Genomic DNA, 12,938 nt, shown 5'->3' with positions numbered 1-12,938 from the left:
TAAAAAGGGCGAATTCGCCCTTTTTTTACGCCTGTTTTTGCATCTGCTGCTGGTTTTTACGCCGCAAGCTTTTGGCCCGACTTTCCAGCCACAGGTAAAGCACCAGCGCCAGCAGCAGCGGTGCAATAAAGTAGATTACCCGGTAAGCCAGCAGCGCGGCGATAATCGTGCCGTGCGACAGATGTTCGCCGCTCAACAGCGCCAGGAAGACCGCCTCCAGCACGCCAATCCCCGCCGGAATATGAATAATCACGCCTGCGATACTGCTGATTAACAGCACGCCTAACACCTGCGGGAAATCTACCTTGTGCGCGAAAAGCAGCCAGATAATCGCGCCCATTACCAGCCAGTTAGCGCTGGAAACGGCAAACTGCAATAGCGCCATCCGCAAAGAGGGCAGCGCCAGCTTGTGGCCTTTGATCGTCCAGCGGCGGCGCTTTGAAAACGCGCACAGCGCCAGATAGACCACCACAAAAGCCAGCAGGCCCGCGCCGATGGTGCGCAGCGTGCCTTCGCCAATAAACCAGCCTTTGGGAATGGGCACCCAGCCGCTGCTGAAGACGACCCCGGCCACCAGCACGTAGCCCAGCCAGTTGGTAGCAATGCTCAGGGAAAAGATACGGGTAATGGTGCTGCCGCTTAAGCCAAGCCTTGAATAGAGCCGGTAACGCATTGCCACGCCGCCGACCCAGGTGCTGAGGGTCAGATTGAAGGCGTAGCAGATAAAAGAAACCAGCATCACCTGGCGCTTTTCCAGCTTGTGGCCGCAGTAGGCCTGGCCAATCAGATCGTAAACGCCATAGGTCAGATAGCTGACCACCACCAGCGCCACGGAACCTAAAATAGCGGCGCGGTTATAGTGGGTAATTACGTTCAGTACGTCATGCCAGTTAACTTTGCGGGCGTAGATCACCAGCAGTACGATCACCGCGATAAAAAACAGGCCGGTTAGCCCCTTTTTTACCCATTTCCAGCGAGAATGTGAGTGAGACATCAGGGTTTAGCCCTCTCTTTTTCGCTATCGGACTCGACGCGATCCTGGGTTTCCATCTCCGGCTGTACTGGTGGCGCAATCTGCGCCAGCTTCGGCGTGTGTGCCGGTAGCCAGCCCGCAATCGCCGGGAAATGGCGCAGAAAGTGAAACACCACCACGCCTTTTGCCAGCTGCCACCAGTTCTGTTTGGGGAGCTTACTTTCATCCACGCGCTCGCAGTCCTGCGTCAGCAGCCGAGCCAGCTCGGCACGCATTATCTGGTTAAACGAGCGGTCATGAATGATCAGGTTGGCTTCCAGATTCAGCGACAGGCTTAGCGGGTCAAGATTGCTGGAGCCGACGGTCGACCAGAAGTTATCCTGCACCGCGATTTTTGCGTGCAGCGGACGACGAATATATTCATAAACCTCTACGCCACCGCCGACCAGATAATTATAGAGCAGCTCTGCGCCGACCTTGACGATAGGCATATCGGGCTTGCCCTGCACGATCAGCTTAACCGAAACGCCTCGCTGTGCCGCCGAACGCATTTCGCGCAGCAGCCGATAGCCGGGGAAAAAGTAGGCGTTGGCGATAATCACTTCCTCTTTCGCCTCGCGCAGCATATTAATATAGTGCTGCTCGATATCGTCGCTGTGCTCATCGTTATCGCGCCAGACAAACAGCACCTGCGCATCGCCCGGTGTTTCATTGCGGGTGAAGCGATGGCCACGCTGTCCCCACCAGCGTTTCGGCGTGTCTTTACTGTTAATCGCCTCTTTTACAAAACGCGTAATATCTTCCACCACCGGGCCTTTGACCTCGACGGTATAATCCTGCTTTGCTTCCGGGCCGTAGCTGGAATTGTGCTCGGCGGAATAGTTAATGCCGCCGACAAAGGCTATCTCGCCGTCGCAAACCACGGTTTTTCGGTGCATGCGGCGGAAAACATTTGTCCGCATGCCGAACACCAGCGGGCGCGGATCGTAAAAAATAAAGCGCACGCCGGCCGCCGTCAGGCTACGAATAAACTCCGGCGACAAATCGTTAGATCCATAGCCGTCCAGCAGCATCTCTACTTTAACGCCGCGGGCGGCGGCATCCAGAATAACCTGCTGTAATGCGCAGCCAACCTCATCTTCGAACAGGATAAATGTTTCCAGCAAGACGCTCTGGCGCGCCCGCCGAATGGCTTCAAAAACGCGGGGGAAATATTGTTCGCCATTGGCCAACAGGCGCAGGCGGTTACCGTCACGCCATTCCGTTTTCATAAATGTATCTCCACAGCCAGCGGCGCGTGATCGGATAAGTGCGACCAGGGTCGCAGCGGTATTTTGTGCGGGCTGCTGATGCCGACGTTACGAACGTAAATTCGATCCAGCCTCAGAAGTGGAAAGCGGGCAGGGAAGGTACGCGCCGGGCGACCGGTTTTCCGGCTGAAGACTTCTTCCATAGCCGCTCCTCGTTGTAATATTTTATTGGCTTTCAGCTGCCAGTCGTTGAAATCCCCTGCGACCACCACGGGCGCATCCGACGGCAATGTATTCAGCAGGTCGCACAGCATTTTCAGCTGGGCGGCACGATGGTCGTTCCGCAGACCTAAATGCACACAGACCGTGTGCAGAACCTTATCGCTGCCCGGCACCGCTATCTGGCTATATAAAAGGCCGCGTTTTTCCGTACCCTCTACCGATATATCCCGGTTTTCATGCGATAAAATAGGGAAACGTGACAGCAGCGCATTGCCATGATGGCCTTCCGGGTAAACGGCGTTGCGGCCATAGGCGAAATCGTTCCACATCATCTCGGCTAAAAACTCGTAATGCGGGGTCGCTGGCCACGCCGGCACCTTTAAGGAGTGTAGGTCATGAGAACCCATCACCTCCTGTAAAAAGACGATATCGGCGGCAGTGGCCCTGACCGCATCGCGTAATTCCGGCAAAATAAAACGCTTGTTTGAAGCGCTGAAACCCATGTGTGTGTTGATCGTCAGGACTTTTAATGAAAATCCTTGCGGTTTTTGTGACATACTGTGCGCGCTCTCCTCTTCGGATCAGGAAGAGTAAAGTGTAGTCCTTGTCACAAAAGCGTGCTGCTAAGTGTAGAAATTTACGGCATTAATTAAGAACTACGGTAGTCTGATAAAATGCGTTGCCACTTACTGTGGTAACCAGACTTGGGCAGATCTTTGTGGGGTCTGCCAGGAGATAAAAACATGAAATGGTCCAATCGCGTTCAGATTGTCACCGGACAAACCTACGTCCACATCACGCTGCACCTGCTGCTGATTGCCGCCCTGATCACGGGCTGGAAACATCATGCGCTGTTTCAGGTCAGCACCGTTTTAGTCACGCTGTATGCCTGCGTCTTTATCGCCATGCTGCCGGCCCAGCGCCTGGCGCGTTTGCGCCGCCTGGGCGATTTTCTGGAAGACGTGACCACCACCTACTATTTTGGCGCAGCAATGCTGGTGCTTTATTTGCTGTCGCGCGTGGTGCATAACAATCTGCTGTTAGGCTGTGTTGGCGTTGTTATGCTGACCGGTCCTGCCGTGGTTTCGCTGCTGGCCAAAGAGCCGGTTCGCGCCCGGCGTTAAAGCAGAGCGGGCCACTCTGGCCCGCTTATTATCCTCTTTTCTTTCCTTCGCTGTTACCATGCCCGGCTGTTTTATCCGCTACCCGTTCGATTGCTGACGCGCAAAACAGCGCCAGCGTGCCGTCTTTTTACCGGTTAAAGATATTTCGCTGCATAAGCGCAACATCTGTTATAATCCGGCGCTTACGCACCGTGGTTTGTGCCCCCTTTCAAGCGTCAGGCTAAGCCTGGCGTCACAGTATCCCCCTGGAAACTACACCGCTTGCTGCGGTCAGGGCGGAACCGGAGTCAGTCAACTTTATGTCTTTTGATTCTCTCGGCCTTAACGCCGATATTTTGCGTGCAGTAACCGAACAGGGCTATAACGAGCCAACCCCTATTCAGCGCCAGGCTATTCCTGTCGTACTAAGCGGTCGCGATCTGATGGCCAGCGCCCAGACCGGCACCGGCAAAACCGCCGGTTTTACGCTGCCTCTGTTGCAGCTGCTGAGCAGCCACAACCCGCATCCAAAAGGACGCCGTCCCGTCCGCGCCCTGATTTTAACCCCGACCCGCGAGCTGGCCGCGCAGGTTGGCGAAAACGTGCACGACTACAGCAAATACCTGGACCTGCGTTCGCTGGTGGTGTTTGGCGGCGTCAGCATTAATCCGCAGATGATGAAGCTGCGCGGCGGCGTTGACGTGCTGGTGGCAACGCCGGGCCGTCTGCTGGATCTGGAACATCAGAACGCGCTGGATCTTTCTAAAGTAGAGATTCTGGTGCTGGACGAAGCCGACCGCATGCTGGATATGGGCTTTATTCACGATATCCGCCGCGTGCTGGCCAAGCTGCCGGCGAAGCGTCAGAACCTGCTGTTCTCCGCGACTTTCTCTGACGAGATTAAAACGCTGGCGGAAAAACTGCTGCATAACCCGGAAGAAGTGGAAGTGGCTCGCCGCAATACCGCTTCTGAACAGATTACCCAGCACGTGCACTTTGTAGACAAAAAGCGCAAGCGGGAACTGCTTTCTTTCCTGATTGGCCGCGACAACTGGCAGCAGGTGCTGGTCTTTACCCGCACCAAGCATGGTGCCAACCATCTGGCTGAGCAGCTGAACAAAGATGGCATCACCGCTGCGGCGATCCACGGTAACAAGAGCCAGGGCGCACGTACTCGCGCGCTGAGCGACTTTAAAGACGGCAACATTCGCGTGCTGGTGGCGACCGATATCGCCGCGCGCGGCATCGATATTTCCGAACTGCCGCACGTGGTTAACTATGAGCTGCCAAACGTGCCGGAAGATTACGTGCACCGTATTGGCCGTACCGGCCGCGCGGCCGCGACGGGCGAAGCCCTGTCGCTGGTTTGCGTAGATGAACACAAGCTGCTGCGCGATATTGAGCGCGTACTGAAGCGTGAGATCCCGCGTATCGCCATCGAAGGCTATGAGCCGGATCCGAGCATCAAAGCGGAGCCGATCCAAAACGGTCGTCAGCAGCGTGGTGGCGGCGGCGGCGGTGCGGGACGCGGTGGACGCGGCGCGCCAGCGGGTAACCGTGGCGGCGAACGTGGCCAGGGCGCGGGACGCAGCAGCAGCGGCGAACGCAGCCAGAGCGCGCGTAACGGCAACGGCGGCGGGCGTAGCCAGGCTGCCAGCGGCGAGCGCGCAGCGTCAGAGCGTCAGGGCAACGGTCCACGCCGTCAGGGCGAAGGCGCGGCGGGTGCGCCTCGCAACAAAACTCGCCAGCGTCGTTCTAATCCGGCATAACAAAGATGCAGGGAACCTGGTTCCCTTATTTTACTGTCGGCACGTTTTGAGTTAGCCAACACGCCAGGCGGATCTCTCCCCCCTGCAATCCCTGGCTGCTCTACAGCGCGGAGCGCAATGCGTTCCGCGCTGGCATTTTGTCGATACCTTATCTCTCTAACCAGCAACGGTTTGTGACATGCGCGTTTTACTTGCCCCGATGGAGGGCGTGCTTGATTCACTGGTGCGCGAACTGCTCACCGACGTCAACGATTACGATCTCTGCATCACCGAATTTTTGCGGGTGGTCGATCAGCTTTTGCCTGCCAAATCTTTTTATCGCCTTTGTCCTGAACTGCATCATGCCAGCCGTACGCCATCCGGCACGCTCGTGCGCGTTCAGCTGCTGGGCCAGCATCCGCAGTGGCTGGCGGAAAACGCGGCTCGCGCGGTGGAACTGGGGTCCTGGGGCGTTGACCTTAACTGCGGCTGTCCTTCAAAGCTGGTTAACGGCAGCGGCGGCGGCGCTACGCTGCTAAAAGATCCCGATCTGATTTACCGTGGCGCGAAAGCCATGCGTGAAGCCGTACCCGCACATCTACCCGTCACCGTTAAAATCCGGCTCGGCTGGGACAGTGATTCCCGGCAGTTTGAAATTGCCGATGCCGTGCAGCAGGCGGGTGCCAGCGAGCTGGTCGTGCACGGTCGGACAAAAGAGGATGGTTACAAAGCAGAAAAAATTAACTGGCAGGCTATTGGCGAGATCCGCCAGCGTTTGCGTATTCCTGTCATTGCCAACGGTGAAATCTGGGACTGGCAGAGCGCGCAGGATTGTTTGCGGATTACCGGTTGTGATGCAGTAATGATTGGGCGCGGCGCGCTTAACGTGCCAAACCTGAGCCGGGTCATCAAATATAACGAACCTCGTCTGCCGTGGCCGCAGGTGGTCACGCTGCTGCAACGTTATGTGCAGCTGGAAAAGCAGGGCGATACCGGTCTTTATCACGTTGCCAGGATCAAACAGTGGCTGGGCTATTTACGTAAAGAGTATCTGGAAGCGAGCGAGCTGTTCAGCCAGATCCGGGCGCTAAAAACCTCTGGCGACATCGCTGGCGCTATCGATCGCTACGCGCGTATCGTAGCGGCAAACGGTGCCTGATAATTACAACTTTGTAACAAATGGCCTGATTCTTTCCGCGATCTCTTAGCCCGCTAAGGTTATGATGTGAGCTTCATCACACTCATTTTCGGCTCTGACATGTCTGCAACTCCGGCCCTATCCAGCGCACAGCTTAACAAACGCATCATTTCGGTAGTGATCTTCACCTTCTTTTGCTATCTCTCCATCGGCCTGCCGCTGGCAGTGTTGCCGGGCTACGTGCATAACCAGCTTGGCTACAGCTCGTTTATCGCCGGGCTGATTATCAGCCTGCAATACTTCGCTACTCTCGTCAGCCGCCCACAGGCAGGGCGCTATGCCGATCTGTTGGGGCCAAAAAAGGTCGTGCTGCTGGGGCTGGTACTGTGTGGCGCCAGCGGTTTGTTCAGCGTGCTGGCGGTCGTTTTTAACGCAGCCCCCTTAACCAGCCTGATTTTGCTGGCTAGCGGACGCGTGGTATTGGGATTTGGCGAAAGCCTGACGTCAACAGGAGCAATGTTGTGGGGAATCAACATTGTTGGCACCACGCAGAGCGCACGCGTTATCTCCTGGAATGGCGTGGCGACCTATCTGGCAATGGCGATGGGTGCGCCGCTGGGCGTGATGCTGAATTCTGCGTTTGGCCTCTCCGGTTTTGCCGTACTGATTATGCTGATGGCGTTTTTTGGCGTCTGGCTGGCCATTCGACGCCCGGCAGTGGTGGTCACCATAGGCCAGCGTATCCCGTTTAACCAGGTGTTTTCACGCATCTGGCCCTTTGGGCTTTGCCTGGGGCTGGGCACGATTGGTTTTGGTACGATCGCTACCTTTATTACGCTCTATTTCGCCAGCCACGGCTGGAGCGGCGCGGCGTTCTCCCTGACGTTGTTCAGCCTGGGCTTTGTGATGATGCGGCTCATCTTTAGCAGCTTTATCGGCCGGTTTGGCGGTCTGCGCGTCTCCGGATTTTCTTTTGCCATTGAGTGTATTGGCCTGCTGATTATCTGGCAGGCGCACTCATCGCTGATGGTGGATATCGGCGCATTCCTGACCGGCTCCGGCTTTTCACTGATTTTTCCCGCGCTGGGCGTGGAGGCAATCAAGCAGGTTGCACCGCAAAATCAGGGCTCGGCGCTGGGTCTCTATTCCGCCTTTCTGGATTTTGGCCTGGGTATCACCGGACCGGTAGCCGGGTTGCTGATCGGCCAATGGGGTATTGATTCCATCTATTTAGTGGCCGCCGTGGTGGTATTGTTTGCGCTGGCCGTTATCGTTCGGCTCCCGGCACGCGCTGCGGTGAAAGCGGGCTAGAGAAGCGCTAAGTTATCTTCAGATGGCACAGCGGAGAGACTATCCGGCAAAATCATCCTGCCGGATAGCGTTTTGTCTGGCGGCCTGGCATTTCGCGGGTTTCTGTCAATGTTTTAACGGCATCAATAATGCCGGGCCGTAATTTATGGAAATCATTAATATATTTCCATACGTCTTTCTCTGACATATCACCATTATGACTCGATCCGAAATCCAGCATTAAAATAATTCGTTTATTGTGCACGGTAAAGTCGGCATAAACGATACATGCATTTGACGTAGCATGGTGTTGATGCTTGTTGAAGATATAGCTGACAGGAAGGATGTGAATATGAAAAATGGGTTCAAAAAGAGCGGCTTTGGGACGCCTGAAGGGACCGAGCTTGCCGAAGCCGGATTCATTATCAGCGAGCTTAAATGCGGCGTGCTGCATCCAGAGATGGGGTTCCGTCAGATAACCGCTTAGCGCCGCGCTTTTTAAATCTGCACAGGCTTTATCAATAATATTATCTAAAGCACGCTTGTTTTTAAGCGTTATGGTCTGATAAACCCTGAAAGCAGGAGAGTAAAGCTTATCAGGCTTCTTCAAACCTCGGATCTCCATCCTTGCCACAGCTGGCGCTGTACTCTTCTGAGATCCTTACTGCTCTTTGCAACGCTTGAGCTGATGCATTGACGTAAATAACCTGAGGGTTAAGGCCAACACGAACCATTTTACGTCCGACAGGTTTTTTACCTGAAAGCATAACAAGGGATGCAGCCACGGCATTACCTTTAGCCGGGTCAGGAATTTTTTTTGGGGTTGAGTGAAGATTAAGCTTCATTTTTTCATCCTGATTCACGTCAACATTCGTTATCAACAATATTGTTATAGCCGTATTCTGTTTTATCAATAGCCTGGTTATTGTACGCCCGGCAGGCTACAGGTAGCAACTTGCATTTATTTTATACGGCTTGCCTTTACCAGTGCAGCCGGGCCGTATTTGTGGTCAAAACCGCGTAAACAGCCAGTAAAGCGTGGCGGAGAGCAGAATCGACACGGGCAGCGTCAGGATCCACGCCATTGCCAGGTTGCGCAGCGTGGCCATCTGCAGGCCAGAGCGGTTGGCTGCCATCGTGCCCGCCACGCCGGAGGAAAGAACGTGCGTGGTCGAAACCGGTAAACCAAAGCCGTCCGCTGCACCAATTGTCGCCATCGCCACCAGTTCAGCGCTGGCACCCTGAGCATAGTTCAGATGCGCCTTACCGATCTTTTCTCCGACGGTGACCACAATCCTGCGCCAGCCGACCATGGTTCCCAGCCCCAGGGCGATAGCGACAGTCACCTTAACCCACCAGGGAATAAAGCGCGTGGCGTTATCCAGTTCAGCTTTTAGCGCATCCAGATCTCGCTGGGTTTGCGCGGGCAGTTTGAACTGCGGATCGCTTTTCAGATGCTTAATGGTTTCAGAAGCCAGATACATATCATTACGGGTATTAGAAACCGCCCGCGCCGGGATTTTATCAACCGTGCCGTATTGACGGATCTGATTGCCAATCGCGCCGGTCAGCTCAGCCAGTGCGGGCAGCACCTGAGGATTAAGCTTGTCGGTACGAACGTAGTCCGTCAGCACGTGGTAAGAAGAAGCAGGTGCTGGCGCATTGTTTGACTGGCGCATCAGCTCCTGTTGCGTCACGGTAGCCAGCGCCGCAACGCGTGGGCTTTGCTCGGCAGGAATCGAGCGGTTCAACGCGTAGGCCATTGGCATGGTCCCGACCAGAATCAGCATAATCAATCCCATACCTTTCTGGCCATCGTTAGAGCCGTGCGCAAAAGAGACGCCGGTGCAGGTCAGGATCAGCAGCCCACGGATCCAGGTCGGCGGCTTTTTATTTCCCTGCGGCGCGCTGTAAAGTCGGCGATTCCTGACGACTCGCTTCATTAACAGCATCAGCAATCCCGCGCAGACAAAGCCGACGATCGGCGACAGTAATAAGGCATAGCCCACTTTTAACGCCTGATCCCAGTCCACGCCGCTGGTGCCGGTACGGCCATGAATCAGCGCGTTTGCCACGCCCACGCCAATAATGGAGCCGATTAACGTGTGCGAGGAGGAGGCGGGCAGCCCAAACCACCAGGTGCCAAGGTTCCAGATAATGGCCGAAAAGAGCAGGGCATAAACCATTGCGAAACCGCCGCCGCTGCTGGCCTGTAAAATCAGCTCGACCGGTAATAAAGAGATAATGCCAAAAGCGACCACGCCGCTGGAGAGCAGCACGCCAAGAAAGTTAAAAAAGCCAGACCAGATTACCGCCACGGTTGGCGTGAGTGAATGGGTATAAATCACCGTGGCCACGGCATTTGCCGTATCGTGAAACCCGTTAACGAACTCAAAGCCCAGCGCGATAAGCAGCGCCAGACCCAACAGCAAATAAGGCACATAGCTGGTGCTTTCGCTGCCTGCATCGGTAACGTCATGGAAAAGATTAACGCCGGCAAAGGCGATGCCCATAAGCGTCAGCAGAATAAACAGCAGTACCGATAATCGGCTGTTTTTACGGTAAACGGGACGACTACCGGCCATCTGATACCGATCGATTGCGCTGTTCTGGCTCATAAGTCCTCTTTGCTGTGGGCGGAAAGAGATAGCTGTCTTAAGCAGATGTACGCAGGATTAATGACAGTAAGATGACGAAGCCCGTCGCGATTTATCTTAAAAACAGGCGGTCAACGTGCCAAATCGGACCCTGCTTGCTCTGTTTATCAGACATATTCCCCTGCTTAGCGAAACGGTTATCGTTTAAGGTATAGGAAACATTCGCTCATCCTGCGCTCAAAGGTAGTACCTGTCTATATGCATCTTCTTTCGTGCCGTTTGCGGCTTTCCGGTCTGCTTGTCCTGTTTTTTCTTACTCCCTGTGTTCATGCCGATACGGTGTGGATGAAAAACGGCGATCGCCTGAGCGGCACGGTGCGCTCGCTTAGCGGCGGCAAGCTGGTGATGGATACCAGCTACGGCGGCACGCTTTCGCTTAACTGGAGCTCGGTCAGTACGCTTTCCAGTGAAAAAGCGATCGATGTACGCAATGGCCAACAGGTTTTCAAAGCGCAGCTTGAAGCGGCCGATCCGGGCTATATCGTGGTGCGGCGCGGCGCGGATGAACAGCGGGTGCAGATAACCAGATTTGAAGAGTTTATGAAGCCCAAACCTAAAACCGATGCGCTGACCTGGACCGGTAATATTGATATGGGGATCAGCCTGAAAAAAGCGTCTACCCGCACGCAGGATTCCCACTTCGCCTATAACAACAAGGTCAATATCGGCAAATGGCGTAACGACTTTGGCGGCACCTATAGGCGCGAAAAAGAAGATGACACCATGAACACCGAAAACTATAGCCTGCGCTACGCGCTGGACTATCAGTTTCGCGATCGGCTTTTCTGGCAGGGCAGGGCCAGCTACAAGCGTGACTGGGTCGAGGATTTATCACAACAGGCGCTGCTTGGCACCGGCCCCGGCTACCAGTTCTGGGACGATGAGCTGGGCTCGTTTTCGCTGGCGTTACTGGGCGGCGCGTTTACCTATGGCTATAGCGACGGCAGTTCAGACAGCCACCTTGGCGCTTCGCTGCGCTGGGACTATCAGCGTTTTCTACAGGGCAGAAAGATCGCGCTGTTCAGCCATGGCGACGTAGGGCATTCGCTGGACGATAACATCTTCACTATGGATGCCGAGGTCGGCCTGCGTTATCAGCTTACCAGCTGGTCGTCGTTAAATATTACCTATGGACATAACCTGGTTAGCGGCACGCGCGATACGTTAAATGAACGTGACTTCACCACCGGGCTGGGGCTGAAGTGGTAAGGAGGGCGCTTGGGCAATGTAAAACATCTCAAAAAGGCATAAAAAAACGGGCCGTTTGGCCCGTTTTTGCTGGTCAGCGAGACGCCACTATCAGGACTGCGTAGCCGCGTTAGCTTTCGCTGCCGATTTGCTGTCCTGGTAGATTGGGCCAGGCTGCGTGGGCACAACGAAGTTGCTGCTGCTGCTGGACGCAGGGGCCTGGGTTGCCGCCGCGCCGTCGCCAGAGGTCTGACCGTTTGCATTTGTTGCAGGCTGGCCGTCTACGGTTGGCGTATCGGCAGCCGGGGCCGCGCCACCGTTAGCGCCCTGCGGCGTTACCGGCGTGGCTGGCTCTTCTTTAGGCTGCGCGCCTTCGTTTTCCTGTACCGGAATCGGAGCGGCATAGCCATTACCGGCCGCGCCGTTCACTTTAGTTGGCATACCGGTACGCGCTTTCAGCGCTTCTTCCAGCGTCGTGCTGTCTACGCTGCTGTCCGCCACAATCTTGTTCACGGCCGCGGTTAACGTCAGCGGAACCGGCTCGCGTGAATTAAACTGCTCTTCGGTCTGCGACAGGGGATTGTGCACCTCGATATAGCGTGAACCGTCTGGCTCTACGCTGGCCTTAACCGGCTGATCGATAAACTGTACGCGCGTGCCGACCGGCACGTTGTCGAACAGCCATTTGATATCGTCAGCGCGCAGGCGCACGCAGCCGTGGCTGACGCGCAGACCGATGCCGAAGTTGGCATTGGTGCCGTGAATAGCATAAAGACGGCCGATATAGAGCGCGTACAGGCCCATCGGGTTATCAGGGCCGGCCGGGAAAATTGGCGGCAGCGGTGAGCCCGCGGCAGCGGCGTCTTCATGCATTTTTTTGGTTGGCGTCCAGGTCGGGCCATCTTTTTTGCTTTGTACCGTGGTGGTCCAGTTCATCGGCGTATCTTTACCCAGTTCGCCTACGCCAACCGGTAATACCACCACCGTTTTGCCGCCTTTTGGATAGTAATAAAGGCGCATTTCGGCGCTGTTGACCACGATACCTTCGCGCGGCGCGTCGGGCAGGATCAGCTGCTGAGGAATAATTAATTTGCTACCGGCTTTGGGCAGATAAACATCCACGCCCGGATTCGCTTCCAGCATGTTGCTCAGCCCCATCTGATACTGAGCGGCAAAAGCCTCCAGCGGCAGCTTGCTGTCGGCAGGCACGGTAATTTCAATATTGTCGCCAAGCAGACGGCTGTTAGCGGCGGGCAGGTTATAAACCACGGCAAAAGCAGACTGGCTATAAGCGGTAACGGCCAGCAGTAAAGTGGCTAACGCGCGGATGCTCTTTTTCATATTCTTCAAGGTATAGCGCCATGTAAAC

The 12,938-nt window shown here is 55.4% G+C and carries 13 protein-coding genes; 6 read left to right on the top strand and 7 right to left on the bottom strand.

The genetic code is table 11. From position 1 onward, the window contains the following. Positions 1–25 precede the first annotated feature (25 nt). From ACMGGR_RS14455 to ACMGGR_RS14445, 3 genes are read right to left on the bottom strand one after another with little or no spacing between them, the layout of a single operon-like run. The gene (locus ACMGGR_RS14455; RefSeq protein WP_246760422.1) at positions 26–994 is read right to left on the bottom strand and encodes a lysylphosphatidylglycerol synthase domain-containing protein; all 969 of its coding nucleotides are present in this window, start codon (positions 992–994) and stop codon (positions 26–28) included. Continuing rightward, positions 994–2,244, bottom strand: a complete 1,251-nt coding sequence (gene clsB / locus ACMGGR_RS14450; protein WP_414147189.1) for a cardiolipin synthase ClsB — start codon at positions 2,242–2,244, stop codon at positions 994–996. The genes ACMGGR_RS14455 and clsB overlap by 1 nt, the downstream gene beginning before the upstream one ends. Continuing rightward, positions 2,241–3,002 (bottom strand): endonuclease/exonuclease/phosphatase family protein, encoded by a 762-nt coding sequence (locus ACMGGR_RS14445; protein WP_414147188.1) that lies wholly within the window; start codon positions 3,000–3,002, stop codon positions 2,241–2,243. Before ACMGGR_RS14445 ends, clsB begins: the two co-directional genes overlap by 4 nt. Positions 3,003–3,188: 186 nt before the next feature. Between ACMGGR_RS14445 and ACMGGR_RS14440 the strand changes: the two genes are divergently transcribed. The 5 genes from ACMGGR_RS14440 (at position 3,189) to ACMGGR_RS14420 (ending at position 7,745) form a co-directional block, all read left to right on the top strand. Next, positions 3,189–3,569: a YbhQ family protein gene (locus ACMGGR_RS14440; protein ID WP_246760425.1), complete on the top strand. Its 381-nt coding sequence runs from the start codon at positions 3,189–3,191 to the stop codon at positions 3,567–3,569. A 299-nt stretch (positions 3,570–3,868) separates the two neighbouring features. Next, a complete protein-coding gene (rhlE, locus tag ACMGGR_RS14435; RefSeq protein WP_414147187.1) occupies positions 3,869–5,317 on the top strand; it encodes an ATP-dependent RNA helicase RhlE in 1,449 nt (482 codons plus the stop codon). A 178-nt stretch (positions 5,318–5,495) separates the two neighbouring features. Further along, positions 5,496–6,455, top strand: a complete 960-nt coding sequence (gene dusC / locus ACMGGR_RS14430; RefSeq protein WP_246760427.1) for a tRNA dihydrouridine(16) synthase DusC — start codon at positions 5,496–5,498, stop codon at positions 6,453–6,455. Beyond that, a complete protein-coding gene (locus ACMGGR_RS14425; RefSeq protein ID WP_414148971.1) occupies positions 6,448–6,504 on the top strand; it encodes a hypothetical protein in 57 nt (18 codons plus the stop codon). Before dusC ends, ACMGGR_RS14425 begins: the two co-directional genes overlap by 8 nt. Positions 6,505–6,554: 50 nt before the next feature. Further along, positions 6,555–7,745 carry an MFS transporter gene (locus ACMGGR_RS14420; RefSeq protein ID WP_414147186.1) on the top strand — a complete coding sequence of 397 codons (1,191 nt, stop codon included), beginning with the start codon at positions 6,555–6,557 and terminating at the stop codon, positions 7,743–7,745. 52 nt (positions 7,746–7,797) lie between these two features. On the opposite strand, the gene ACMGGR_RS14415 is transcribed toward ACMGGR_RS14420, so the two are convergent. From ACMGGR_RS14415 to ACMGGR_RS14405, 3 genes are all read right to left on the bottom strand, one after another. Then, positions 7,798–8,334, bottom strand: coding sequence for a hypothetical protein (locus ACMGGR_RS14415; protein WP_414147185.1), 537 nt, complete (start codon positions 8,332–8,334; stop codon positions 7,798–7,800). After that, the gene (locus ACMGGR_RS14410) at positions 8,321–8,569 is read right to left on the bottom strand and encodes a hypothetical protein (RefSeq protein ID WP_414147184.1); all 249 of its coding nucleotides are present in this window, start codon (positions 8,567–8,569) and stop codon (positions 8,321–8,323) included. Before ACMGGR_RS14410 ends, ACMGGR_RS14415 begins: the two co-directional genes overlap by 14 nt. Before the next feature lie 165 nt (positions 8,570–8,734). After that, positions 8,735–10,342: an inorganic phosphate transporter gene (locus tag ACMGGR_RS14405; protein WP_414147183.1), complete on the bottom strand. Its 1,608-nt coding sequence runs from the start codon at positions 10,340–10,342 to the stop codon at positions 8,735–8,737. Between the two features lie 237 nt (positions 10,343–10,579). Here ACMGGR_RS14405 and ACMGGR_RS14400 point away from each other — a divergent pair, with 237 nt between their 5' ends. Further along, complete coding sequence (locus ACMGGR_RS14400) at positions 10,580–11,590, top strand: DUF481 domain-containing protein (protein WP_414147182.1); 1,011 nt, start codon at positions 10,580–10,582, stop codon at positions 11,588–11,590. A gap of 90 nt (positions 11,591–11,680) precedes the next feature. Here ACMGGR_RS14400 and ACMGGR_RS14395 read toward each other — a convergent pair whose 3' ends face one another. Next, the gene (locus ACMGGR_RS14395) at positions 11,681–12,910 is read right to left on the bottom strand and encodes a L,D-transpeptidase family protein (RefSeq protein WP_414147181.1); all 1,230 of its coding nucleotides are present in this window, start codon (positions 12,908–12,910) and stop codon (positions 11,681–11,683) included. Between the last annotated feature and the right edge of the window lie 28 nt (positions 12,911–12,938).

This window comes from Erwinia sp. BNK-24-b (assembly GCF_047456155.1).
Classification (GTDB): domain Bacteria; phylum Pseudomonadota; class Gammaproteobacteria; order Enterobacterales; family Enterobacteriaceae; genus Erwinia; species Erwinia phyllosphaerae.
This window is presented reverse-complemented; position numbering and strand designations above follow the sequence as displayed.

What these genes read in the sequence shown, in the direction of transcription:
- ACMGGR_RS14455 (WP_246760422.1), bottom strand. Translation starts at nt 994, where the DNA reads ATGTCTCACTCACATTCTCGCTGGAAATGGGTAAAAAAGGGGCTAACC.
- clsB (WP_414147189.1), bottom strand. Translation starts at nt 2,244, where the DNA reads ATGAAAACGGAATGGCGTGACGGTAACCGCCTGCGCCTGTTGGCCAAT.
- ACMGGR_RS14445 (WP_414147188.1), bottom strand. Translation starts at nt 3,002, where the DNA reads ATGTCACAAAAACCGCAAGGATTTTCATTAAAAGTCCTGACGATCAAC.
- ACMGGR_RS14440 (WP_246760425.1), top strand. Translation starts at nt 3,189, where the DNA reads ATGAAATGGTCCAATCGCGTTCAGATTGTCACCGGACAAACCTACGTC.
- rhlE (WP_414147187.1), top strand. Translation starts at nt 3,869, where the DNA reads ATGTCTTTTGATTCTCTCGGCCTTAACGCCGATATTTTGCGTGCAGTA.
- dusC (WP_246760427.1), top strand. Translation starts at nt 5,496, where the DNA reads ATGCGCGTTTTACTTGCCCCGATGGAGGGCGTGCTTGATTCACTGGTG.
- ACMGGR_RS14420 (WP_414147186.1), top strand. Translation starts at nt 6,555, where the DNA reads ATGTCTGCAACTCCGGCCCTATCCAGCGCACAGCTTAACAAACGCATC.
- ACMGGR_RS14410 (WP_414147184.1), bottom strand. Translation starts at nt 8,569, where the DNA reads ATGAAGCTTAATCTTCACTCAACCCCAAAAAAAATTCCTGACCCGGCT.
- ACMGGR_RS14405 (WP_414147183.1), bottom strand. Translation starts at nt 10,342, where the DNA reads ATGAGCCAGAACAGCGCAATCGATCGGTATCAGATGGCCGGTAGTCGT.
- ACMGGR_RS14400 (WP_414147182.1), top strand. Translation starts at nt 10,580, where the DNA reads ATGCATCTTCTTTCGTGCCGTTTGCGGCTTTCCGGTCTGCTTGTCCTG.
- ACMGGR_RS14395 (WP_414147181.1), bottom strand. Translation starts at nt 12,910, where the DNA reads ATGAAAAAGAGCATCCGCGCGTTAGCCACTTTACTGCTGGCCGTTACC.